This is a genomic window from Hymenobacter sp. YC55, from assembly GCF_029433095.1.
Taxonomy (GTDB): Bacteria; Bacteroidota; Bacteroidia; order Cytophagales; family Hymenobacteraceae; genus Hymenobacter.
The window spans coordinates 34,787-57,347 of the sequence record NZ_JARNTX010000007.1; the positions used below are offsets into that span (position 1 = coordinate 34,787).

Here is a 22,561-nt window from a genome sequence, read left to right on the forward strand (position 1 = left end):
CGTAGGAATTAGCGGCGTTCGGTGCGCAAATCGTTGTTTTGAATGACCCGCCATTTCTCCATCAGGAAACCGTGTGGGTTGTTGCTCGAGCGCGAGACGTCGCGCAGGTAACACTCGGAGATGAGTTGGCGGCTCGTGATCGTCGACGCTCGGATCACCTGCTGATGCGCGTAACAACGGGCGTAATAGGGGTAAGAGGCCGAGTTGATGCTGACGCTGTCAACCTTGATTTCTTGGCTGATATTAGCCTGAATCAGGTTGTTGTAGTAGCCGTTTTCTTTCAGGCTCTCGTAGGCTCGTTGGGCACTTTCGTCGGCCAGGAACAAGGATTGACTCACGTTGTACTCAATGGCCTTGGCATCAGGATCTAGGGTGAAGAAATACTCGTGAAAGCGCTTGACGTGATTCTTCGCCTCGACCGGGCGGTTTTCCTTCACGTTGTGCGAAACGGCCGCCAACAGGTTGCCCTGGTCGAGCACGTAGATACGGCCCTGGGCGGCGGCAGCCGTCTGGCGGGCTGCGTAGATGGCGTAGGCGGCCACTGAGAAGCAAAGCAGCATGAAAAGCAGCGCCAGCGTCTTCGTCTGTTGGTAGGCCGAGTCAATGTTTTTGAGGGATCGAAACATAGTCGTAGCTGATTAGGCGGCCGTGTTAGTGTTTTTGTAGCCTTGATTGCCCACCGTGCCGGGCACGGTGTTGTGGCGCACATCAGAAAGCATAGCGCCAGCCATGTTCGCGCCCCGGCCGGCAACCTGACCGGCAACCCCCCCGGCGGTACTAGCCGCCATGTTGGTTACTGCACCGGCCTGATTGGTAGCAAAGCGGGTAATGTTGCTCAGTCCACTGGCCGCGACGATCCAGCTGGCCACTGAGGGCACGGTGAAGTAGCCGCAAATAGCAATCACCAAAAAGATCATGTAGCCCGCATCAGCACTCTCCAGATCGCCATTAGTTTGAATTATATGAATGTCCCGGTCAAGCATCATTACCTCGATTTTAGCCGTAATGGCCCCGAAGATGTTGGCTACCGGCAACCATAAAAAGGTGTTGATGTAGCGGGAGATCCAGTTGGTGAGCGTGCCCTCAAAGCCGGGCCAGATAGCAAAGCCAAAGCTGATGGGTCCGATAATTGAAAGGATAATTAGGAAGAAGGTGCGGATCGTATTGATGACTAGCGCGGCCGAATCATGGGCTAACTCCAACGCATTTCGCATCCACTCTCGGAAGTTCTTTTGCACATCGTAGCTGAGCCGGTCGAAATACAGGGCTGCTTTGCCCCCGAAGTCCAACACGTCTTTGGCTCCTAATTCCTTTTCGAAGGCCTCATCAGACGCATAAGGCGCGTTTTCAGGCCGTGCAGCCAGCAGGGCTTTTTTCCGCTCCTGTAACTTGATGATGCTTTGATTTTGCACGCGCACCACGGAGTTGGTGGCACTGGAGATACCGCCGAGTACTCCGTTTAGAATGCCTAGCATTGAAGGGAACAAGACGATTACCATTCCGATGACAAAGGGCCGGAAGAGTGGGAACACGTCGATGGGTTCGGCTGCGGCCATGGTGCGCCAAACTCTGCTGGCAATAAACACCAAGGCACCCAGGCCACCCAGCGCACGGCCGATATTTATCATGTCTGAGCATAGCGGCAACATTTCAGTGTAGAGGTTGTCGAGCAGCTGGTTGAGCGATTCAACCGGAAGTGAGACTTGCAGTAGCATTAGTTGAGCCCGTAGAGCTGTTTGAGAAGTTGGGATTCGCGGGCGGCTTGCCCCTGCTGCGCGGCAATGGCCTGATTGCGTTTGGTGAAGTAGGCCACGAGCTGATACTGGTGGACTACCTTGTCGGAAATCCTGTTGATGAACTTGAGCCGTTGCGCGTCGGTCATCTTCGCCACGGCCGGCGTGAGAATGACGGTCAGTTCATCAAGCAGCCCCACATTGTCAGCCAGCAGCACCGTGTAGCCCTTGACCATGGCTTGCACCTGCGTGGGCGTCAAGTAGGGATTCTGACGCAGTTGGCTCATATTCTGCGTGTAGAGGTCGAGTGTCCGACTTTGATAAGTCCAGATCTTCTCTACTCGCTGATAATCGCGTACAACAGAATTGATCTTGAGCAGGCTCGAATACCATTCCTCGTGCATCTGGGCCGTCTGGTCCGTGAGGCGCTTAATGATGGCCTGCTGGTTGGTGCCCTTTTTGACGATCGTATTACCAATAGCACGAAGCGTGGTCAGAAACCCTTGGTGACCGGCCTGCTTGGAAGCTTGCCCTTCGGCAATGGGCACCGACACGACGAATTGCGCGCGTGCCATCTCCGGTAGGTAGGCGAGCAGCAGAAGAAGGAGTAGCTTTTTCATCCTTACTTAACTAGGCCGTAGAGTTGCTTGATCGTCTGCATATCCCGTTGGGCCTTGCTCTGTTGCGCCGAAAGAGCCAGGTTGCGACGGGTGAAGTAGCTCACCAAGTCGTACTGATGGGTTACCTTGTCATCGAGCACGTCAATGAGTTCCATCCGCTCCGCATCCGTCATCTTTGCTTTGAGGGGGGACACAATAGCCGTCAAATCATCCAGGTAAGAAGCCGACTCCTGAATCAGTACCGTGTAGCCGCGCACCATGCCCTGCACTTGCGCTGGCGACAGATTCGGATCGGCCTTGAACTTGCCGATGTAGGTAGAATAGATGGTAATAATGGCCGCTTGCCGCTCAAAGATGTGTTGCACCCGCCGATAGGTTTTGATGGTGTTGCTCACCTGCATCAAGCCGTCGTACCAACTCTTGGCCAGCAGCATGTTCTTTTCGGTGAAGCCCTTGGTGAGCACCTGCTCCACTACCCCGTTGTTGACCAGCTTATTGGCGGTGGTATTAAGCGCCTTGAGGGTAGCCTGCAAACCGGTTTGAATGAAATTGGTGCCCTCTAAAACGGGAGCGGAAACTACTGCCTGCGCGTGGGCGGTAGGCTTACCAAAAAGGCAAAGCGCGGCCACACACAAGAAAATCTGTGTCTTTTTCATACCTTAATGAGTGTTAGTAAGCTTGGTGGGTCAGAGCCGCTTAATAGTGGCCGAAGTTTTCCAGTCGATACTGTTCCCCCTTTTGTTTCTGCTCTTTCAAGGTCAGCGTATTGGCTGTCCTCCTAGTGTAGTATTTCACCAGAGCCAAGTGATGGGTTTGCTTTTCAGCCAGGTCCGACACGTACTTCAGTTGCTCGGCCTCGCTCATTGTCGTTTCACTCGTCGCTAAGGCAGATAACTCCTGCACCCGGGCTGCGCTTTCGTCGACTAGCTTTTTATAGCCAGTTCGGATGCCTTCTGCCTGCTCCGGTGTCACAAGGGCATGCTTTACCAGCTTGGGTTCATTGGCCGCAACTTCCTGCAGGATGGCCGCATGCGTTTCGTAAATCGTCGCCGTCTTAGGATTGAGCTTAACCAGGTTGGGCACCTTACTCTGATACCAGTTGTGCACCACGTTGATATAGGACGTAGTACCCGCTTTATCGCCGGCTTGCGTGAGCATCTGCTGAATGGAAGCCGTTACGCGGGCCTCCGTATCGGAAGCCAACTTCTTCGACGCGGCATCTTCCCCACAGGAAGAGAGCAGCAGGCCAGCTAGTAAGAACAAAGCGGTGGTTTTCATAGTGGGGTTGTATAGTGATAGTCTCTTCTTCCCTTTAGTTCTATCCGGCCTGCCGTAGCTCTTCGGCGTACACCTGAATAGCCTCTTCCATCGGCATGCCCGCCTCGACCTTGGCAAACAGCGGCAGCTTCTCCGTCTGCTCGGTGGTATAGGTCACGTACTCCTCCTTCGATACTTCCACCCCGTACACCTTCGAGAGGCGGCCGCCCAGGCTGATAAAGACTTCGTTGTATTTGGGACCTGGGCGGTTATTGCGGTTAATGGAAAGCACCAAGTTCTTCTCCTTATCCGACAAACTCATCATGCGCTGAATATCGTCAAAACGACTCAGGAAGTCGTTCATATCCAGCAGGATTTTGCAATGCGAGTTGTTGATGATCGTGTCCTTGACGATGGGGTTGCTGATAATGTCGTCGATCTCCTGCGTGACGACAATGGCCTCGCCGAAGAACTTACGCACCGTCTTGAACAAGTACTTGATGTACTCAGCCATGTTAGCCGTGGCCAGCGCCTTCCAGGCTTCCTCGATCAAGATCATCTTACGCACCCCATTCAGCTGGCGCATCTTCTGCAGGAAGGTGTCCATAATGATGAGCGTTACCACTGGAAACAGGATGGGGTGGTCTTTGATGTTGTCGAGCTCGAAGACGATAAAGCTTTCCTGCGTAAGATTGAGTTGCTTAGGCGAATTGAGCAGGTAGTCGTACTCACCCCCGCGGTAGTAGGGAGAGAGCACGTAGAGGAAATTGTGCAAGTCGAAGTCCTTTTCCCGCACCTTCACCGTTTCCAAGTGGGCCCGGTACGGGCCTTGTAGGAATTCGTAGAACGTATTGAAGCCGGCTTCAATCCTCGGGTCTGCTTCGAGCAGCTGGTAGTACTGGGCGATGGCATTCGAAATGGACACCGATTCCGACTGCGTGACCTTCTCGTCGGCAAACTTCCAGAGCGTCAGCAGCAGCGTGTGCAGGCTCTGACGCTTCTCCACGTCGGGCTTATCAACTACAAAAAAGGGGTTGAAGCTGATCGGCTTGCTTTCCTCGTAGGTGAAATAGACCCCCCCTTTGAGTTCACACAGGCCCTTGTACGAGTTGCCCGTATCGACGAGCAGCACGTGCGCGCCCTGCTCGTGGTACTGGCGCACCATGCCATTGGTGAAGAAGGACTTGCCTGACCCCGAGGGCCCGAGCACGAACTTGTTGCGGTTTTTGATGATCCCCTTTTTCATCGGCTCGTCCGACAGATCGACATGGACGGGCTTCCCACTGATTCGGTCGGAGAGCTTAATGCCGAACGGGCTGGAAGAGTCGCGGTAGTTGGTTTCTATGTTCCACAAGCAAGTGGCGGCATCTTCGAATGTGTAGAAGGTCTCTTCGCTCGGGAAGTCGCCGGCGTTGCCGGGAATGCCGGCCCAGAACAAGGCCCCGATGTCCACGGTGTTTTGCCGGGCCGAACAGGTAAGCGACGTCAGGGCCGCGCCTACCGTTTCGCGCAGGGCCTTCTCCTCGGACGGGTTCTCGGTCCAGGCTAGCACGTTGGCGTGAGCCCGTACCGAAAGCTTATTGAAGCTGTGCGCCTCGTTCAGGTACTGGTCGTAAAACTCCTTGTTGATCGCGTTCTGGCGCGAATAGAGCGAGAGCGCGTTCAGATTGTCGCGCTTCTTCTCGAACGCCTTCAGCGTCTTCTTGTGGTCATCGATGAAGAGGTACTGGTTGTAGATATGATTGACCGGTAGCAGCAAGGCCAGCGGGGCGGCAAAGCCCACGTAAAAGGGGGAGTTGTCTTTGCTTAAGGGGCCATACTTGCTGTCAGTTGGCAAGGCAGCCGGCAGATCATCCAGGCGCCCGAGCGAAAAGCAACTGCAGCACTTGGCGCCAACCTTCAACCCCTCCGTGAAATCAATATCCACCGCGGGGGCGTGGTCGCGAAAGTCCAGGCTCAGGTACTTCTCCAGTAAGCCGGTCGTGCTTTCGGTTCCGCACAGGTCCTCATCGGTTAGCTGCGTAACCCCGATGCCCGAGTCCGTCAGCACCCGCACGAATTGGCCGACCGACGAGAAGAACTCGGCGAGCGTTTCCTCGCTCATCATTTCCTTGGGTACAATCTTAGCCCGGGAGAGTAGGGTTTGCAGGCTGTTCCAGCTGTCGCGACTAGAGGCCGTTTTGGTGATGAACAGATAGCAGTAGTGGTTGAGGAACGGCCGCTCGTAGAAGTACTGCTGGTACGCGTGCGAAAGCAGGGTAGCGTCCGGCTCGAAACCCGGCGCGTACGTATCGGCAATAAAGGCGTCCAGCTTGTGGAGCACAGTATGATTCGGGAATAGCCGCACGCCCTTGCTGAAGTTGGCTTGCGCGCTCTCGTAGTTCTGCTGCGAGAGCGTAAAGATTTCGGGCAGCTCCAAGCGAAAGGCCACCGTCACGTCGGCGTTCTTGCTGATGAGGCAGTTGGCTTCCACCTTGTAGATCGGCTGCTTTTCTTCCAGCGTAGCGGCCGGTTGCAGTAGTTCACTCATCCTTTCAAGTCTTTAAACAGGTGGGGGGTGCGGTTCACAATTCGTTTGGGCTGCCGATTCTTGGCCAACTGTTTCATGGCCCCGTGCTCGCCGTATTTGGCACTGAGTGAAAACACCCGGGTCACCCAGCAGAAGCCGCTGCCAACCGCCAGGGGTAGCGTTAGATAGGAACTCAGGCCAGCGACGTAGAGGGCGATGTAGCCCAAGAATACGCCGCCGAGCCCCCCGAGCAGCAGAAAGAGGTAGCGTGAGCCGACTAGCCCTTTGAATTCGACCGGTTTATTGACCCCCTTATTCAGTGGGTAGTGGGTCATGATCCTAGAGAAAGAAGGCGCGCAGGATGGTGGACACCACCACGAGGAAAATGCAGCTGCCGAACCAGCTCATGGCCGCTTTCTGCGTGTCCTGGTCGCCCGAGTTCCACTTAGAGAACACCTTGATAGCGCCCACCAGGCCAACGATGGCGGCGATGGCATAAATGAGCAGCGTAGCGGGATCGAAGTAGTCGGTGATGGCGGTGGTGGCCTCCTCGATGCCGGTGGTACCGGCGCCGAGGCCGCCTTGCGCGTTCGCGGTGGCTACGACAGCAAGCATAAGAAAGGCAGTACCGAGGACTTGCTTCTTGCTTTGATTTCTGAGTGTTTGGCGTTTGTTGAACATGGCAGTAAAGGGTAAGAGTAAGAAATGGATTAAGTGAAAAAGAAAAGGGTAAAAGCGCACCAAGGAATTTAGTTGGCGACAGGCTCTTCTACTTGGGCGTACACCTTGGCGGTAAGCCGCTGCGCGGCTTTCGTGCTCTTCTGGAAGAAAGCCATCAGTACCTCGGTGTTCTCCAGCGCAGGTACTTCCCGCTCGATCTGCTGTTGGGTCATTTCTCCGGCCGCGGCCCGCTCGAGAAAGTGGTTTAGTTGCGCTACCCCAACGGTATAGTCGATCGCCACTTCTTCATTTTCGGTTTCCGCGTCCTCTGCAGCAACTTCGGTAGTAGTAATTTCTGCTGCTGTCGAGCTGTTGATTTTTTCATTATATGATTCCGAAGCTATTTCCTCTTCATCATGACTGTATTCCTCCGTTTCTTCAATAGACGACTCGACAGCTACCCTATTGGGATGGGCAGCCGTTACTTCTCCATCCTCGCCCTCCTCGCCTTCCGTTTCCTCTGGTTTGCGGTGCTGTTCGGCCGCAATCGGCATCACGATAGCTGCCTTAGGGATCAGCGGGCCGTTCTCTGGTAAAAGAGAAGGCATAACCGCCTGCCCAACGGTGCGAGTTACTATTTTGCCTTTACCAGTTACCAGCGCGGTCAACTCCGCGCGGTAGTAGACTACGGCCACATAGGCATAATACACGACGAGTAGCAGGGCCGCGACACCTAAGTATTGGGACCACGAGATCATTTTAAACATGACGATGGGCGAGTATAGTGAGGAATGGAAAGGGCAAAGCAGTAACTAACACCCCTTTTTTAGGGCTATGTAAATCAGTGCCTTAAGTGAGGGAAGCTTAGTAGGGCAGGCGCTTCTTATTCTTCTTTTCCTGCTCGTTCACGAAGGCCCGGATGTCAGGGCCATAGGTTTCGAAATGCTGCTTGATAATATTGATCAGCAAGTCCGCTAACGGGGTGCCGTCGCTGGCTTGGGTGATAACGGCGAGGGCATTGTGCGTGTCCTCGTCCATGTAGACGGCCTTCAGCTTGCGGCCGCGAACCGGCGTTAGGAAGGTAGCCGCATAGTTGATCCGGCCGGCCTGCTCGGCAGAGACTACCTCCCTTCTTTCCGTTTGTTTATTGGTATCCTCCGAGCGCTCTACCTTCAGCGTTGGCGCTATACTCTCGGAAACGGGGCTAGCTTGCCTGGGCAAATCAGTTGCAGAGGAAAGATTTGCTTCCGAACTGCCGCCGGGTTCAGCGGTAGGTAGGGGCTTACGGGTGAACGTGCTGACAAAAGCCGTCACGTCGGGAGTTGCGTTCTGGGAGGCAGCCATGCGGTGGGTAGGTTAGCAGTTGGTTGAGGCAGTGGCGGTTACAGGACTAATTTTCGCAGAATCAGGCACCTCACTGGCAAAAATGATGTGCGCCATCTCCTGAATTAGATTACTGATGCCCAACCGCATGAACTCCTTGGACAGCGGGAACATGGTCGAGCGCATGGCCTCCTTCTTGTAGTTGACACTGTGCTCTAACCGACTTTGCAGAAAGGGAATACCTTGCTCGGTAAATAACTCCTCTGTGCGCTGGTAAAAGGCCTGCTTCTCACTCTTGATGTGCTTGTTCCAAAAAGCGTAGTATTCCTTTAACCGGCTACCGGGCTGGCCTTTCGCGAAGTTTTCCAGAGCAGCAGCAAAAGGGATAGTGGCCTCGACACTGAGTACATCCGCTTCCAAGGGCATGAAGACATAGTCCAGCTGCTTCCATAGTTCCAACAGACCCGGTACGTTGATGGTACCGGGCGTGTCGATAAAGACCAAATCGTATTGGTTCTCCATTTCTTTGGCAACGCTCAAGGCCTCTTTTACCTCGCACGCAATAATTGGGTAGGAAGCTTGGCCCAACGCGTGGAATTCGGCGGCTTTGTCGGGATTGGCTTGTAAGTGCGCCAGCTCTTTGTGGCGCAGACCCTCCAGAGAGTGCTGAGGATAGTCGCAGTCAATAACGGCTACGCTTTCCTTACCCAGGAAGTGAAAAATCGAGGCAGCCAGAATATTGACGGTCGTTTTGCCTACGCCCCCTTTCTGCGACGAAATCGAGATAAACTTGGTCGAACTCATAAAGAAGAGGGGGGAGTAGTGGAGAGGACAACCGTCTACCGGCAGCACGTATCTAACAAATCCTATAACTCTTTCACTGTTTACAAATTTAGAAGTGTTGATGATTAAAGCAATATTTATTTAGATAAAAATGAAAAGATCATATCGTTCAACTTTCCGTTTTGTTGCCTAGCTACTTGCTCACATAAATCCATACGGGGTTGCACAGTTGCGTTGATGTCAGAGCAAATAAGCAGGGACGTACCTAACTATTGGTGAGGTCACAGCCCTAGTTAGGTAGTCAAATAATTGCATAGTTACGTAAGGCTATAACTACATAATTATTCAATTAATTACATATTAAATCATACCATTATGTCTGGTGCAGGAGGTTAGTTGAGGTTCAAGAAAAGTGATTGATAGTGCGCAGATTTTTGCCTACGTTGACAGTGTTCTTATCGAAATACTACCTCTGTTTTAGTCCCTTACATATTGGTCAGCAAGCCATGTCTTTGTGCGCACAAACCTGCGGTTCGCACTTACTAAGACCCCCGGGTAATTGACGCAAGCTATTCCCCTCGTCTTGCTGACGCAGACCCTAATCCAGTGCCCAACATGAAAACAGCCGACGTACCTGATCTCGCATCACCCGCAGAGAAAAGCACAATTAAAGACACGCACATCAACGTGCGTATTTCGAGGGCGGACAAGAAAATCATCGTAGGTAAAGCCGAGAAAGCCGGTCTTAGCACCAACGATTACGTGCGACGCGCAGCACTAGGAAAAAAGATTGTCGAAAAGGTACCCCCTGATTTGCGGCGTCTTATTGCCGGGTCAGTTAATAATCTCAATCAACTCACGCGCCTAGCCAACGCGGGCAAACTCAATTCTGTGAGTTCCGCGCAGTTAACAGATCTGCTAAACCGCCTACTAGAAATCCTGAAATGATTGCGAAAACGGTTACCGGCAACGACTTTTCTGGTGCTTTAGAGTACGGTGCGGGCCTGCGTTCGGACCGCACCAACAAGCAGGCCGAGCTCCTGAGCGTGGCTAATTTGGGTAGCACTAGCGTGCACGGAATGGCAGCTGAAATGCGCGCCGTGGCGGAGATGAGCGACCGAATTAAATTACCGGTGTGGCACACCGTCTTGTCGTGGGGGCCAGGGGAGGAGGTAACCAAAGAGTTGAAGTTGCGGGCGGCCGCCCTCTACTGTGAGTTGATGGGGGCAAGTTTGGAGCGGCACCAAGTAGCGGTCTATGAGCACAAGGACAAGCAGCACCCCCATATTCACATCTACATCAATCGGGTGCCCATGGACGGTGGCCCGGCTCTGCGCTCTGATCAGAACTACGCCCGCAATGTGAAGGTCACCCGTCAGATTCGCGAGCAGTTGGGCCTGAAACCGCTGCCCGAACGCCGGCTCAGCACCAAGGATCTTGACCCAAACCAAGAAGTGGCCCGCAGTTATGTTCGGGAGGTAGTGGCTACCGCGTTGCAGGATAACCGTATCCGTTCCCTGGACCAGTTCACCGACCGCCTGAGGACGAAGGGAATCGACCCCACCTTTAAGCGCGATGCCAAAGGCCTGCTCGTGGGCACGAGCTTTCGCTACCAGGCAAGCAGCGTGAAAGGCACTGAGGCAGGCATCAAAGCCAAGCAGTTGCGGGACCACTTCAACGCTTTTGGCCGCGAAGCTGTGTGCACAATCTGCCCCTCATTGCCCGGCAAACCAGGACTAGTTCCCCCGGCCAGCAGCCAGGATACGGCACTGATTCAGTTGGCCGACGAGTCGGGGCCTGGCGTAGGGGTCCTCGCCGATGATGCCGAGATAAACGAGAATGAAGTACGCCGACGTCGGCGCCGGCCGAAGCTTTAGGGGTCTACGCGTGACACCCAGCAAGAAACTCATCTACCAACTACCCCCCTAGCCATGGAAGACGAAAGAGGCCTCAAGAAGATCATGGACTTTATGCGCCTGATCAGCATTTTCCTCGTGCTGCTGCACGTGTACTATTACTGCTACAACTTCTTTACCGAGCAGCACTTGACGGCGGCTTGGTCGGGTAAGCTATTAACGCGGTTTAGCACCAAGACGGCCCTGTTTGATGCGCCCTATGTGACGAAGCTAGCCGCCCTCGTATTCTTAGCGCTTTCCTGTCTAGGTACGCGGGGCAAGCCCAAGGAAGACCAAACGTGGACGCCTATTGTAGGAGGACTCTTGTTGGGGGCAACCTTGTTCTTTGGGAGCGCCCTGCTCCTGGATCTGCCCTACCAACCGGCCGCGGTCACGGCCTGGTATGCCGGCACAATGGGCGTAGGCTTTTTACTGCTGCTGCGGGCGGGCAACTCCATCAGCCGGCTGCTGAAGGTGAATCTGATGAGCGATCTCTTCAATCTGGCGAACGAGACCTTCCCGCAGGAAGAGCGGAAAATGGAAAACGAATTCTCCGTGAATCTGCCTACTACCTACCTTTTGAAAGGCAAGCAGCGCCAGGGGTGGGTCAACATCGTGAATCCGTTTCGGGCGACCGTCGTGTATGGCACGCCGGGTTCAGGGAAGTCGTTTGCCGTCATCAACCAGTTCATCAAGCAGCACCTGGCCAAGGGCTTTGCCATGTACGTCTACGATTTCAAGTTCGACGACCTGAGTTGTATCGTCTACAACGAGCTGCTGAAAAACCAAGACAAGTTTCAACATCCGGTGCGCTTCTACGTCATCAACTTTGATGATCCGCGCAAGAGCCACCGCTGCAACCCGCTGCTGCCAGAAACGATGACCGACATCGTGGACGCCTACGAATCGGCGGCCACCATCATGCTTAACCTCAACAAGAAGTGGATCGAAAAGCAGGGCGAATTTTTCGTCGAGTCGCCCATCAACTTCGTGGCGGCCATCATCTGGTTTCTCAAGCTCTACGAGAACGGCAAGTACTGCACCTTCCCCCACGTCATCGAGTTTTTGGGGCGCGAGTACCACGAGATGTTCCCCATCCTGGGCTCGTACCCCGAGATTGAAAACTACGTGCGGCCGTTCGTTTCCGCCTACGAGGGCGACGCGATGGAGCAGTTGGAAGGGCAGATTGCCAGCGCCCGCATTCCGCTTAGCCGTTTGGCCTCCCCGCAGCTCTACTGGGTGATGAGCGGCAATGACTTTACGCTCGACATCAACAACCCGGCCGAGCCCAAGGTGCTGTGCGTGGGCAACAACCCCGACCGCGAAGTCATCTACGGCGCCGCCTTGGGCCTCTACAATGCCCGGCTCGTGAAGCTAGTCAACCAGAAAGGCAAACTCAAGTCCTCGCTGATCATTGATGAGCTGCCGACCATTTACTTTAAAGGCCTCGATAAGCTCATTGCCACCGCGCGCAGTAACAAGGTATCCACCTGCTTGGGCATCCAGGATAAGAGCCAGCTAGACCGCGATTACGGCAAAGCAGAAGCGACGGTCATTCAGAATACCATCGGCAACGTCATCGCGGGTCAGGTGTCGGGGGAGAGTGCGGAAAACTTAAGCAAGCGCTTTGGTCGCATTCTGCAACTGCGCCAGAGTTTGAGCGTCAACAGCCGCGATACGAGCAGCAGTCTTTCCACGCAGCTCGACCAGATGATTCCGGCCAGCAAGATTTCCAACCTGAGCCAAGGCACGTTCGTGGGAGCCGTGGCCGATAATTTCGGGGAAGAGATCAGCCAGAAGGTTTTCCACGCTAAGATTGAAGTGGACGTAGTGAAAACCAAGCGGGAAGAAGCGGCTTATGCCCCTATTCCCCACATTACCAGCTTCGCGGATCCAATAACCGGAGAGGATAAGACAGACGAGGTTATCCGAGTGAATTACAAGGCCATCAAGGACGACATTGCCCGCATTGTCAAGCAGGAATTGGAAAGGATTGCCAGTGCCCCCAACTTGCAGCACTTAATCAAATCCAAGAAAGAGAAAGTGAAATGAATAGAAACCAGATCGGTAAGCGACTCTCCATCATTCGTGACGAGTTAGCGCGCCCAGGGGAAGACGCGTGGACGCAGGGAAGAGTAGCAGCCGAAACCGGGCTCACCCTTAACCAAGTGGCCCGGTTAGAGCAGTCAGCAGCGGGCAGTATTGAAGGGTTGGTTACGTTGTTGCTGTTCTATCACGGCAAGGGCTACAATATCAGTTGGGTGCTGTTGCCAGATAATTCCGGCACTTCGAAGCTGGCATTAAGTGAGAACACCAAGACGGTAAGTTCTCGGGAAGTCATCAACAAGCTCAACAAGCTCAAAGGAGATTTAAGTAAAGACGTGGATGCGTTAATTGATGAGTTGGCTGAATAAGAACTGAATATGGTATAACGATTATTCATTTTACAGTTATTAAATAGTGATAACAGCAGGAGCAAATTCTTATATTTGTTTAGGCTGGCCCCGTGAAGGAGGACAGGTGGTATAACTCATTTAATAACAGGTGTATGTCACAAGAAACCGAACCTCCAGTAGGGTCTGGCGGGTCTTTTGCCCCCCGACTAACAGGGTCAGCAACGGAAATCAAGAAACCGGCAACCATCAATATTGATGAGACGCGGGATGATTTTATCAATAATGCGCAACCGGTCGCGGACGCACTGCGCAAGCGTGGGAAGCAGGTGGAAGCCACGCAGTTGGAGCAAGCGGCTAAGGTGATAGGGGTCGCCGTTGGCACGCGACCATTGCAGCAGAATAATGCCTTGCAGGGCGAGTCAGTGAGCCAGGTGCTGAAGAGCATTTGGGAAGTCATTGAAAAAGATCCCGAGCTCAGGAAGATGCCGCAGGCCCAGAACCTACGGAAGGCCGGCCAAGCCCTGGATGGGGCGGGCCTGCTCAACATCACGGTTCGAAATGGGGTGGTTGTAAGCTTTGTTAGCAATTTCGTCGACAATTTCAGCCAGGCCCACAAGGCCGGGCAGAAACCCTCTGAAAAGCCCAACCCTGATGTCATGCTGGAGTCGAGTGCTTCCGCTGCGCGGATTCAGCAGCCACAGACCGTATCTGACAGGCCCGCACCTATTGGGCAACAGGCCTCACCGCCAGTACACGTATCAACTGAAAAGATGCTGGAGCCTACCAGCCACGCCGCCGCACCAGCAGGTGTGCAGCCCCGTCCGCAGGAAGTTATCTACGTGAATGCGCCACCCCTCCCGGACGGGAAGCTTCTCCATGAGGTACTCGGCCGGCAGAAGGAACACTATTCCCTGTATCAGCTACAAGTAGACCCCCGGGATGCCAACAAAGCTATTATGCTCCCGGCTTCTGGTGCCGACGGGATGATTATCAATGCCCTGGCAAGTACGACTGGGAGCTGCTACTCCGTAGTGGGCAAGCCAGACGCAGACAAACAGTTCTTAGAAGTGAAATCGCCTACCCGGTTGGAGCGTACGGCCGATGGGTGGAGAGTCACCGAAAAGGGTACCGTTGGCTTTAGGGCGGCACCAAGCACCCCGCAGGCTCCTGCTCAGCAACAGGCGGCCGACCTGCAGCCCGCGCCCGCCGTGCAGGAAAAAGTAGCTTCGTTGCTGAGTCCCGCAGTACGGGCACAGGCGCAGGCATTGGCTGAGCAAAACTTAGCGAACCGCCGGGGCGCACTAGCTCAACCGAAAGGCTTTACCATAGCGGATATTCCCTTCAACTTACTGGCGAAGATGGGGGTGCAGGCGGCCGACCTCGAGAAGAGCGGCCAGTTGCAAAAGCTACTCGAAGGCAAGAAGACCGACCTGATCCCCTCGTTTGTTATCCGCAACCTGCAGGGCGAACCAGTTCCGTTTGCGGCCAAGCTCGTACTACACCGTGACGCCGATGGGGTGGCCACCCTACGCTTTGACCTGCCGAAGCATCGGTTGGAAATCCCCAAGCAAATCATGGGCAAGGACATTACGCCCCTCATGAAGGAGCAGCTGCAACAGGTGGGGGTCGTATTGGCCGACGGGTTGAAGGACGGCAAGGGCCAACCCTTTACGGGTTACCTGACCGTGGATAAGGAGATGAATAAAGTGGTGGCCGTGCCCCGTGCTGGCTTCGAGGTGCCGAAGGTGCTGCACGGCGTTACCCTAAAGCCCGACCAGCGCCAAGAGTTATTAGAGGGGCGGCCCCTCCAGGTAGAGGGGATGATAAGCAACAATCGCAGCTTTGATGCGACCCTGCAACTGGACCCCCTCAAGCGGACGATCAGCTGCAAGAATGCCAGGTTTTATGAGCCGGCAAAGCAGGAGATGGAGCAGATGGAAGGCTCAACGCGCCGCGGAGTTCGGATATAAAGCCTGTAAAGCCGTATTGATTATCAGAAAATCAGTTTCCGAGTTAATCGGGAGCTGATTTTCTTTTTTATTGCACCCCCACGTCCTACTACACACACCTACCTCTCATGCAACGGTTCCCCCATTCTCTCTTGTATGCAGCAACCACGTGAATCCGACCTGAACTTCAACCAGGTCAAAAAGGATCTCAACTTGGTTGACCTCGTGCTCACTTTAGGCTACCAGCACCATCGGGCTAAGAGCGGCCCCTCGCTTGAGCGAGGCAAGTTTCATGTATTCGATTACCGGGGGAAGGTGAACCTGGACCAAGTAATCATTTACAAGGCGCCGTCAGGAGACTACTTGTATTTCAATCGAGCCGATGACCGCGACAAGGGCAACGTGATTGACTTTATCAAGTACCGCATCGAAAATCCCCGCATCCCCGGTATTACGGCCTCGCCAGGTAAAAGTATTTGGGCCAGCGTGCTGGATAATGCCCGTCGGTTTCTTGCTGTGCCCGCGCAACAGCGCACCGTAAGCCCTGCGCTGCAGCAAGCCATGGAGCCAGTGCAGCGCGGGGATCAGTACCTACCGGACTTCCTGCTCAAGACCACTCCGCTCCATGACACCGGTTACCTCAATAGCCGAGGCATCAGCGACGAAGTGCTGAATGAACCTTGTTTTAAGGGGCGAATTTTCAACCACCTTCACGAGGGCAAACGCAAGGATGGCCACGCGTACAAGGTGTTACATACGGCCTTTCCGCAACTCTACCGCGACAAGATTGTCGGCCTCGAAATCAAAACCATTGGCTTCAAGGGCCACGCGGCGGATTCGCTTACCTCGTCGGCGCTGTGGCTCTCCCATGAGGGAGCCAGGACGCATACGCTTGTGGTATCTGAAAGTGCCCTAGACAGCCTCTCGCACTTTCAGCTCAAGCGGCCAAACTATACCCTGTATGCGTCCACTTCCGGCCATCTGACCGACAACCAGGTGACCGAGCTGCGGCGGCTCGTCACCGACCAGAACTTGAAAACGGTAAAGCTGGCCTTCGGCAACAATGTGGAGGGACACTTAGGTGACACGAAGCTGATCACCGGCTTAGCTCACCCTACGGCCGCGATGCAGATCGAACGGATTACGCCCGGCCTGTTGACCGTCAGCATTCATTGCACGCAGGATCAGTACTTCAAAAAGCTGCACGAAGAGACCCGCAGCTACAACCAACGGCTAACCGATCACTACCATCAAGTGGCCGGGCCAGAGAGGGTAGGCGTATCGGCAACCCTACAGGATGAATTTATCATTGCCAACAAGGAAGCGGACAACAACTACAAGTTCCACATTCCCAGGCGCCTTGATACCCTGGCTTTCTTCAATCAAGCGTTGATCCAATCGTACCCCATGCGGGTGAAGCTGGAGGTCGATAAGTCGCGGGCCAATGATTGGAACGACCAGCTAAAAGAGCATCTCAAGGGGAAAACAGCCATCCAGGCGCCCGAGCAACCCGAGGCCGACGAGCCGAGCCGACGCCGGGGGATTCGCCGCTGACTGCTCTTTAGATAGCCTTCTGTTTCACCCGTGAGAGTAGGACTAGCTAATCGGGAAGACTGTGCACTTTAGCAGGGGCCTCTAGGACAGACTAGCTGCGGGGCGACAGGAATCTACTCTCGTGAAGTTCACGAACATCAACCAGAAGCTAGCGGTGGGGTTTACCGCTAGTCAAAGTGATCTTTCGTTATCGCCGTCTTTTTTGTTGCCGATCCGAATGCCGAATACTGCCTGCAAGGCAAAGCACGCCAAGTAGCCGAAGACGAAAGAGCCAGCGATAACAGAAAAAAAGGTGGAAAACTCGAAGCTGGACAACATGAACTTGAGTCAATAAATTTCTGGGATCGACCGACGCAACGAAGGTCAAGGGTCTTGCGCAAAAGGGTGTGCAACGCCTCTTTGCCGGGCCTGACCGTATGAAAATAACAGCAAATCTATCCTCTTACTATTCTACTCATAATGGCGCCCCCGCGGAACGTGCTTGAAAATCTTGCCGGACACATACACGATGAGACTCATGTTCACCGCAAACTTGCCCCAACTCGGCCCCCAGGGGCTGTAAAGAAAGAGGGCCAGCAGCAGTAGAAAAAGGAAAGTGCGCATCGCCGTAGGATAACAATACGAGGAATGATGGGAATATACGACGTAGCACAGAAGGAGGCAAATACGAGTTGGGGCACTGCATTCAACTCGGCAACGGTAATGAGGCATCCTCCTCGTTGATGCCAGCACCTATCTCAGAGGTAAACGGTTCCCATCTTGGCGCGTCCTAGCATAAAGGGAAAAGATTGTCCATCAGTGAACGACGGAATTCTCCAGGTTGGAAGGTCGTCTACCTAAGTTGAACAGACAAGCGAGCTAAAGCACCATTGTCAAGCCATTGAATTCCAGTTGGCTGGTCATGAAACCGGTCAAGCAACTTCGGAGAAGCACTCGCGCAAGGGAAGTCATAAGGTGTTGTATCATTACTTAAACGCACCCTCAACAAATGATACGCTTATTGCACAGCCAAGTGCGGCTTGTAAGCTACCCATCCCCGAAAGGTGAAGCCGGCGTAGAAGAGGCTCACGTCGACAAAGCCCGCTTCTCGCAGCAGTTCTTCGTCTTGGGCCGGCGACAGGACCGAGAGCCGAGTGGCCATGATGGCGCTGCCGGCCGCCGCCTGGGCTGGGTCGGCCCCCTGGGCCACGGTATAGGCCGCGTAGCGCGCCAGCCACTGCGCCTGCTCGGGCTCGTGCTGGGGAAAGCTGTGATGGGCGACCACGAAGGGGGCACCCGGTTGGAGCCGGCGCAGAATCTGCTGCAACGTGCGGCGCCGCTCTTCCAGGGGCAGAAAATGGAAGGTCAGCAAGCAAGTGGCAGCATCAAAAGGCCCTTCCGGGGCCGTGTCGATATAGCCTTCGTGCAGGTGCACCCGATTGGCCAGCGAACCGAGGGTAGCCTGAGCCAGCCGCAGCATTTCCGCTGAGGGATCGACGCCGGTGAAATGCCAACCGGGCGCGAATTCGGCAAACGCCTTTACTTCCAGGCCCCCGCCGGCGCCGACCACTAGGATGCGCCCGGCAGCGGGCGTGCGCTCGGCCAGCAGCAGCGCGCTCATGCGGTGTAAGTCGGCGAAGCCGGGCACGATGCGCGGCGGGCGCTCCGCGTAGCGCGCGACCGCCTGAGGATCAGAAAAGGGAAGCATAAACAAGGAGAAAAGTGAAAAAATGAGAGAAAAGGTTGTTGCGCCCCCCTGGAGATATCCGCCGGGAGCTACGCGCCGGACCAGCTAGGCGTGGCGGGGCGAACCGGTGGGAGATAGGCGTCAACGGCTAGGATCTCCAAGCCCAGCCGATACGGCGAGGGGCCGAGTTCGTCCACCAGCTCCGCCCAAATCACAGTCAGCTCCTCGGTGTCAAAGAGCCGAACGCACGGTACCACATAGGAGGCGACCACCCGGCCCTCGCGCAGTACCGCCTCGGTGAGCTGATAACGCACCCGGTATACCCGAGGCTCCGCCAACGTCGAGCTAGCTTCCCAGTTGCTCGCTCCACCTGGGGCGGAAATGGTCGGCGCAACCGTGCGTGGTTGGTCTTTACCAAACACGCGTTCAGCCAGGCAACAAAGGCCGTCCTCGAGGTAAGCCAGCAAACACGTGATGCAAGGAAGAAGGGGCATGCCATTCAAGTTTAATAGTACATTCTGCCCGTTCGGGAAGTAGCAAATAAGAAGTAGGACGGGGTTAGCCGCCGGTGGCGGACTATTCTCTATCGGCTTCTGCTGCCGCAGGGGAGCGCCAGATGCCTGGAGAGTAGTGCTCTAGCTGTACCACTGGTAGGTTAGCACTTACTAGGCAGGTAGTAGTTTTCTGGTTGCAGGGGCGGCGAGAACCCGACGTAGCTGCCACCAATACTCACTATTTCCACGGCTATTTGCGGTTCCATAAGCAAACGAAATAAAGTGAATGTCTCACTTGTGAGACACGTGCATGCAAAAAAACTCACAGCCCGATGCCCTTACTAAACGAGAACCAAGCAAACTGCGACAAGTGGGCACCTGCAGTGCCCGCCGCCCGGGCCTCGATCGTGGTTTTTACCACCCCACTTAGCAGCAGCAGCACCCATTCGGCCGTCAGGTGCGGGCTGATGCGCCCCTGCTGCTGCAAGCGCGTGATAACGGCGCGGCAGCGGGCCTGTAAGCTGTCGTACTCGGCGCAGTCCGCTGCTTGCCTAGGGGCGTGCTGGTGTTCGGGTCGGCTGTGGAGCTTGGTGAACAGCGCGTACTTGGCCCCGCAGTCAATGCCCGCGTAGAGCATGTGCTCGAGCTGGACCACGGGGTCAGGGGAGCTAGTCAGTGCCTGGGTCAAGGCCTCGCGGCAACTGCGCTGCATATCGCGGGCACAGCAAGCCAGTAATTCCTCTCGGCCAGTGAAGTAGCGATGCAGCGTGCGGCGGGTAACGCCCGCCCGCTCGGCCACCTTTTCCAGAGGGGCAGAGTAATCCTCGTTAAAAACAAGAATGGCGGAGTCGACGATAACTTGCTCGGTGCTGCGGGTCATGTACAGCAAAAGTACACAATATGTCTCACTTGTGAGACATAAACGTAGCAAATTTTAGTGCTTTATGGCGATATATCTAGTTTCTTAAGCTAAGAACAAGCAACGATAGGTGAGGTCAAGTGCTAAAGCGACTTTGTACTTCGCGTTAATAGGTAGCGATAAGTAAACTAAAATCGTTATCTAAAAACAAGCAAGGTGCTTTTATTGCTCTTAACTCTGCGTTAGCAGGGGCTCCATTATTGGTTTAGTGCAAGGTGGGGGTAATCGAATACGGTAGCTTTGGCCTTCCTCGACTTCAGTTGGTGGTAATGGTCACCGCCCAAAGGCAGTGAGTGCTACTGAGGCTGCTAGCGTTTGCTATACTCATGATTTTGACTACGTTGACTCTGATATACCGCCGGCAGGCCCTGGTAGACTCCGAAGGCTTCAGTTGATTTGATTAACAGCGAGTGAGCGACCAATACCGATCCCTTCTTCATCAGAACGCCCCCCAACACCATGGCGGCAGCTCCAACCAAAACGAAATCTTCGAGCACAATACCTCGCTCCCGACCTTTACACTGCGGGTGATTCATATCATGGTCGGCCGTTAACAACTTTACTTCCGGCGAAATAGTAACGTTCTTGCCAATGACAATGTTGGCCCGGTTATCCAGCCGGCAGCCCTCGTTGACGATGGTATTTTCCCCGATGCTTAACATGCCCGAGCCATTGAATTTGCAACCCTTGCCAATACAGCTTCCCTTACCAATTTTATAACTCATGATGTGCCGGTAGTAAAACAGCCTCACCAGCAGGATGGGGATGTAAGAAACGATAAAGTTGCACACGTAAATCTTGCACTCGCTATAAATCCATCTGGGCTTCATACGGCTCTAGCAGGTAGTACATTTCGTAGTCTGGCAACAAGGTTCTACTTAATTCGCTCTGACAGTTGGCCGTTAGGAAAAAGCGTTCGTCAGAGCAGGAACGGGTGTACACTCAAATGGTAGGATTTAACAACGCGCCTAACTTAGGGCAACGTATATTCCTGACGATAGAAAGCCTCTACCCGCTGTAAATACTTTTCGTAGCTGTGATCTGGCCGGCACAGGGCGGCGACTTCACTATTATACGTTTCGTAAGCCGACTCCTGGTCCAGCCGGTGCATGTCCGCTATAATATTCTCGTACAAGGCCTCGTAGGAAGCGTAGAACGTGGGAACCGCCTGGTACTTGGGCAGAAAGAAGTCCTCGTTGTAGACCGTAAACGAGACCCCCCCTTTGAGCACGGGGAAAATAGTGTAGCCGTCAAACCCTTCCCCAAAAGAAATCGACCATTTCGCTTTGGCTTCCAACACTTTGAAGTCGTCGTACTTCATGTTTTCAATGACGATTAGCTGGAGCGTGGGAAAAGCTTGACGAATCCGGGCCAGTATTTTCACTTTGTCGGGATGCTCATCCGGGGACACCATCATAATGTTTTCCTTGCCCTGGTAAGGCACCACTTCAATTTCCTGCTGCTCGAACCAGGCGCTAAGCAAGTGCGTCGGGGCGGCATAGAGTTGGCGCAGGGCCGGCGTAGTATAGCTACTATGGGCGGTTGTAATGGTCAGGTGGGGCGTTAGCTGCCGCAGCTGCTCGATGACCTCCGGTGCCGGCATCAACTGGATGTTTTGGTTCATCACGTTGATGTGCAAGTCTTTAAGAGCCCGCAACTTGCTGGTTTGCGCGGGCGTTAACTCTCGCAGAAAGTACGGCACGTAATACTCAAGCAGGTGTAGGCACACTGCTTGCTGGGGCCGGAGGACGTCCAAAATTAAATTGAACCGGATCAATTGGCCGTCGTTACGGAACCAGCGGTAACGCAACGACGTCAGTTTGTTGGGGTAGGTAGCCAGTAGTACGCTCGCCTTAGCGCCTAACAAGGTTCGGGTAGCGCAGTAAAAAGCGTAAATAGATAAGATCCCCCCGCTGATGGAATCCGTGCCGGGCACGAGCATCACTACCACGTGCGGGGCATTGGGGAGCATAGCTTGCAACCGCCGACGCTGCAGCACATGAAAATAGGGCTGCAGGGTTAGCAGAGCGGCCATGCGCAGGGGCTGCCGCAGAAACTTTGTGGCTCGCTGCTTTACTTGTGCCGCCAAACTTGACTCCCGGGCCTTCTGCATCTGCTTGCTAGTATTAAGGCTAAGACACGCTTTCCAGGCGTTTGATTACTTTGGCCGGGGCGCCCACCGCCACCACATTGGCTTCTACGTCTTTGGTGACTACGCTACCGGCGCCAATGACGGTGTTGGCCCCAATTGTAACGCCGGGCAAAAGGATGGCGTTGGTGCCGATGGCGCAGTTCTCTCCGATGTGCACGTGCCCTGAAATCCGGGTGCCCGGCATTAGCTCGCAATAGTCGCCAATCACACTATCATGGCCGATGGTGCAGCATACGTTCAGCAGCACGCCTTCCCCTACCCCGATGTCGGTAGTGAGAATACAGCCTTCCATTATCGTGCTGCCGGCGCCGATTTCAATCCCAAATACGCCGATAGAGGTCTTAGGAGAAATAATAGACGTTAACACGCCCCCACAACTACGCAGTTTGGCGGCCAGCAACCGCCGCACTTTCGGGTTGCCTATTCCGAGCACGAACTGCTGGCCGTGTTGGCTAAACCACTGCTGAGCTTCTTCCTCGGTTTGCAGTACTGGCTGCCGCTCGTAGAGGTGCGGCGGCAAATCCGTCGATACGTTGTCGAAGAAGGCTAGGTGAGCCTGCTCGTTGGTTAAGTAAATCAACTCGAACACTTCTTTTGCAAACCCTTTGGCACCCGCGATTAGCATAAAATTTCGTTTAGTTTTCGCCTTTA

General features: G+C 54.4%; 24 protein-coding genes. 6 read left to right on the forward strand and 18 right to left on the reverse strand.

The window, feature by feature from the left end; translation table 11 throughout:
* Positions 1-8: 8 nt before the first annotated feature.
* The 11 genes from traK to P1X16_RS27125 form a co-directional block, all read right to left on the reverse strand.
* A complete protein-coding gene (traK, locus tag P1X16_RS27075) occupies positions 9-626 on the reverse strand; it encodes a conjugative transposon protein TraK (protein WP_277235643.1) in 618 nt (205 codons plus the stop codon).
* 12 nt (positions 627-638) lie between these two features.
* Positions 639-1,715, reverse strand: a complete 1,077-nt coding sequence (gene traJ / locus P1X16_RS27080) for a conjugative transposon protein TraJ (protein ID WP_277235645.1) — start codon at positions 1,713-1,715, stop codon at positions 639-641.
* Complete coding sequence (locus P1X16_RS27085; RefSeq protein WP_277235647.1) at positions 1,715-2,353, reverse strand: hypothetical protein; 639 nt, start codon at positions 2,351-2,353, stop codon at positions 1,715-1,717. Before P1X16_RS27085 ends, traJ begins: the two co-directional genes overlap by 1 nt.
* A gap of 2 nt (positions 2,354-2,355) precedes the next feature.
* The gene (locus P1X16_RS27090) at positions 2,356-3,009 is read right to left on the reverse strand and encodes a hypothetical protein (protein WP_277235649.1); all 654 of its coding nucleotides are present in this window, start codon (positions 3,007-3,009) and stop codon (positions 2,356-2,358) included.
* A 40-nt stretch (positions 3,010-3,049) separates the two neighbouring features.
* Positions 3,050-3,631: a hypothetical protein gene (locus P1X16_RS27095; RefSeq protein ID WP_277235650.1), complete on the reverse strand. Its 582-nt coding sequence runs from the start codon at positions 3,629-3,631 to the stop codon at positions 3,050-3,052.
* Between the two features lie 40 nt (positions 3,632-3,671).
* Complete coding sequence (locus tag P1X16_RS27100) at positions 3,672-6,140, reverse strand: TraG family conjugative transposon ATPase (RefSeq protein ID WP_277235651.1); 2,469 nt, start codon at positions 6,138-6,140, stop codon at positions 3,672-3,674.
* Positions 6,137-6,454, reverse strand: coding sequence for a DUF4133 domain-containing protein (locus P1X16_RS27105; RefSeq protein WP_277235652.1), 318 nt, complete (start codon positions 6,452-6,454; stop codon positions 6,137-6,139). Before P1X16_RS27105 ends, P1X16_RS27100 begins: the two co-directional genes overlap by 4 nt.
* Positions 6,455-6,458: 4 nt before the next feature.
* The gene (locus tag P1X16_RS27110; protein WP_277235654.1) at positions 6,459-6,800 is read right to left on the reverse strand and encodes a DUF4134 domain-containing protein; all 342 of its coding nucleotides are present in this window, start codon (positions 6,798-6,800) and stop codon (positions 6,459-6,461) included.
* Positions 6,801-6,868: 68 nt separating this feature from the next.
* Entirely contained in the window at positions 6,869-7,546 is a 678-nt protein-coding gene (locus tag P1X16_RS27115) for a hypothetical protein (RefSeq protein ID WP_277235656.1), read from the reverse strand.
* Between the two features lie 97 nt (positions 7,547-7,643).
* A complete protein-coding gene (locus tag P1X16_RS27120; RefSeq protein ID WP_277235659.1) occupies positions 7,644-8,123 on the reverse strand; it encodes a DUF3408 domain-containing protein in 480 nt (159 codons plus the stop codon).
* A gap of 12 nt (positions 8,124-8,135) precedes the next feature.
* Complete coding sequence (locus P1X16_RS27125) at positions 8,136-8,906, reverse strand: ParA family protein (protein WP_277235661.1); 771 nt, start codon at positions 8,904-8,906, stop codon at positions 8,136-8,138.
* 594 nt (positions 8,907-9,500) lie between these two features.
* On the opposite strand from P1X16_RS27125, the gene mobC (P1X16_RS27130) reads away from it, so the two are divergent.
* From mobC (P1X16_RS27130) to P1X16_RS27155, 6 genes are all read left to right on the forward strand, one after another.
* A complete protein-coding gene (gene mobC, locus P1X16_RS27130) occupies positions 9,501-9,833 on the forward strand; it encodes a plasmid mobilization relaxosome protein MobC (protein WP_277235663.1) in 333 nt (110 codons plus the stop codon).
* Positions 9,830-10,762 carry a relaxase/mobilization nuclease domain-containing protein gene (locus P1X16_RS27135; RefSeq protein ID WP_277235665.1) on the forward strand — a complete coding sequence of 311 codons (933 nt, stop codon included), beginning with the start codon at positions 9,830-9,832 and terminating at the stop codon, positions 10,760-10,762. Before mobC (P1X16_RS27130) ends, P1X16_RS27135 begins: the two co-directional genes overlap by 4 nt.
* Positions 10,763-10,816: 54 nt before the next feature.
* On the forward strand, positions 10,817-12,832 hold the full coding sequence (gene mobC / locus P1X16_RS27140) for a conjugal transfer protein MobC (RefSeq protein ID WP_277235667.1): 2,016 nt from the start codon (positions 10,817-10,819) through the stop codon (positions 12,830-12,832).
* Entirely contained in the window at positions 12,829-13,194 is a 366-nt protein-coding gene (locus tag P1X16_RS27145) for a hypothetical protein (RefSeq protein ID WP_277235669.1), read from the forward strand. Before mobC (P1X16_RS27140) ends, P1X16_RS27145 begins: the two co-directional genes overlap by 4 nt.
* 134 nt (positions 13,195-13,328) lie before the next feature.
* Positions 13,329-15,146 (forward strand): DUF3945 domain-containing protein, encoded by a 1,818-nt coding sequence (locus tag P1X16_RS27150; protein ID WP_277235671.1) that lies wholly within the window; start codon positions 13,329-13,331, stop codon positions 15,144-15,146.
* Positions 15,147-15,281: 135 nt separating this feature from the next.
* Positions 15,282-16,679, forward strand: coding sequence for a hypothetical protein (locus P1X16_RS27155; RefSeq protein WP_277235673.1), 1,398 nt, complete (start codon positions 15,282-15,284; stop codon positions 16,677-16,679).
* A 450-nt stretch (positions 16,680-17,129) separates the two neighbouring features.
* Here the strand turns inward: P1X16_RS27155 and P1X16_RS27160 are convergent, their stop codons facing one another.
* The 7 genes from P1X16_RS27160 to P1X16_RS27190 all read right to left on the reverse strand — a co-directional run bounded on the left by P1X16_RS27160 (position 17,130) and on the right by P1X16_RS27190 (position 22,535).
* A complete protein-coding gene (locus P1X16_RS27160; RefSeq protein ID WP_277235674.1) occupies positions 17,130-17,282 on the reverse strand; it encodes a hypothetical protein in 153 nt (50 codons plus the stop codon).
* 394 nt (positions 17,283-17,676) lie between these two features.
* Positions 17,677-18,366 (reverse strand): class I SAM-dependent methyltransferase, encoded by a 690-nt coding sequence (locus tag P1X16_RS27165; RefSeq protein ID WP_277235675.1) that lies wholly within the window; start codon positions 18,364-18,366, stop codon positions 17,677-17,679.
* A gap of 68 nt (positions 18,367-18,434) precedes the next feature.
* Entirely contained in the window at positions 18,435-18,839 is a 405-nt protein-coding gene (locus tag P1X16_RS27170; RefSeq protein ID WP_277235676.1) for a hypothetical protein, read from the reverse strand.
* Between the two features lie 322 nt (positions 18,840-19,161).
* Positions 19,162-19,719: a TetR/AcrR family transcriptional regulator gene (locus P1X16_RS27175; protein WP_277235678.1), complete on the reverse strand. Its 558-nt coding sequence runs from the start codon at positions 19,717-19,719 to the stop codon at positions 19,162-19,164.
* Positions 19,720-20,066: 347 nt separating this feature from the next.
* Entirely contained in the window at positions 20,067-20,588 is a 522-nt protein-coding gene (locus tag P1X16_RS27180) for a hypothetical protein (RefSeq protein WP_277235679.1), read from the reverse strand.
* 143 nt (positions 20,589-20,731) lie between these two features.
* Positions 20,732-21,871 (reverse strand): hypothetical protein, encoded by a 1,140-nt coding sequence (locus P1X16_RS27185; RefSeq protein WP_277235681.1) that lies wholly within the window; start codon positions 21,869-21,871, stop codon positions 20,732-20,734.
* 19 nt (positions 21,872-21,890) lie between these two features.
* On the reverse strand, positions 21,891-22,535 hold the full coding sequence (locus P1X16_RS27190; RefSeq protein ID WP_277235683.1) for an acetyltransferase: 645 nt from the start codon (positions 22,533-22,535) through the stop codon (positions 21,891-21,893).
* Between the last annotated feature and the right edge of the window lie 26 nt (positions 22,536-22,561).

Coding starts and splice junctions, on each gene's coding strand:
- P1X16_RS27115 (WP_277235656.1), bottom strand. CDS start 7,546: ATGTTTAAAATGATCTCGTGGTCCCAATACTTAGGTGTCGCGGCCCTG.
- P1X16_RS27095 (WP_277235650.1), bottom strand. CDS start 3,631: ATGAAAACCACCGCTTTGTTCTTACTAGCTGGCCTGCTGCTCTCTTCC.
- P1X16_RS27125 (WP_277235661.1), bottom strand. CDS start 8,906: ATGAGTTCGACCAAGTTTATCTCGATTTCGTCGCAGAAAGGGGGCGTA.
- P1X16_RS27175 (WP_277235678.1), bottom strand. CDS start 19,719: ATGACCCGCAGCACCGAGCAAGTTATCGTCGACTCCGCCATTCTTGTT.
- P1X16_RS27155 (WP_277235673.1), top strand. CDS start 15,282: ATGCAGCAACCACGTGAATCCGACCTGAACTTCAACCAGGTCAAAAAG.
- mobC (WP_277235667.1), top strand. CDS start 10,817: ATGGAAGACGAAAGAGGCCTCAAGAAGATCATGGACTTTATGCGCCTG.
- P1X16_RS27090 (WP_277235649.1), bottom strand. CDS start 3,009: ATGAAAAAGACACAGATTTTCTTGTGTGTGGCCGCGCTTTGCCTTTTT.
- P1X16_RS27085 (WP_277235647.1), bottom strand. CDS start 2,353: ATGAAAAAGCTACTCCTTCTTCTGCTGCTCGCCTACCTACCGGAGATG.
- P1X16_RS27160 (WP_277235674.1), bottom strand. CDS start 17,282: ATGCGCACTTTCCTTTTTCTACTGCTGCTGGCCCTCTTTCTTTACAGC.
- mobC (WP_277235663.1), top strand. CDS start 9,501: ATGAAAACAGCCGACGTACCTGATCTCGCATCACCCGCAGAGAAAAGC.
- P1X16_RS27110 (WP_277235654.1), bottom strand. CDS start 6,800: ATGTTCAACAAACGCCAAACACTCAGAAATCAAAGCAAGAAGCAAGTC.
- traJ (WP_277235645.1), bottom strand. CDS start 1,715: ATGCTACTGCAAGTCTCACTTCCGGTTGAATCGCTCAACCAGCTGCTC.
- P1X16_RS27165 (WP_277235675.1), bottom strand. CDS start 18,366: ATGCTTCCCTTTTCTGATCCTCAGGCGGTCGCGCGCTACGCGGAGCGC.
- P1X16_RS27190 (WP_277235683.1), bottom strand. CDS start 22,535: ATGCTAATCGCGGGTGCCAAAGGGTTTGCAAAAGAAGTGTTCGAGTTG.
- P1X16_RS27180 (WP_277235679.1), bottom strand. CDS start 20,588: ATGAAGCCCAGATGGATTTATAGCGAGTGCAAGATTTACGTGTGCAAC.
- P1X16_RS27135 (WP_277235665.1), top strand. CDS start 9,830: ATGATTGCGAAAACGGTTACCGGCAACGACTTTTCTGGTGCTTTAGAG.
- P1X16_RS27120 (WP_277235659.1), bottom strand. CDS start 8,123: ATGGCTGCCTCCCAGAACGCAACTCCCGACGTGACGGCTTTTGTCAGC.
- P1X16_RS27105 (WP_277235652.1), bottom strand. CDS start 6,454: ATGACCCACTACCCACTGAATAAGGGGGTCAATAAACCGGTCGAATTC.
- traK (WP_277235643.1), bottom strand. CDS start 626: ATGTTTCGATCCCTCAAAAACATTGACTCGGCCTACCAACAGACGAAG.
- P1X16_RS27150 (WP_277235671.1), top strand. CDS start 13,329: ATGTCACAAGAAACCGAACCTCCAGTAGGGTCTGGCGGGTCTTTTGCC.
- P1X16_RS27145 (WP_277235669.1), top strand. CDS start 12,829: ATGAATAGAAACCAGATCGGTAAGCGACTCTCCATCATTCGTGACGAG.
- P1X16_RS27100 (WP_277235651.1), bottom strand. CDS start 6,140: ATGAGTGAACTACTGCAACCGGCCGCTACGCTGGAAGAAAAGCAGCCG.
- P1X16_RS27170 (WP_277235676.1), bottom strand. CDS start 18,839: ATGCCCCTTCTTCCTTGCATCACGTGTTTGCTGGCTTACCTCGAGGAC.
- P1X16_RS27185 (WP_277235681.1), bottom strand. CDS start 21,871: ATGCAGAAGGCCCGGGAGTCAAGTTTGGCGGCACAAGTAAAGCAGCGA.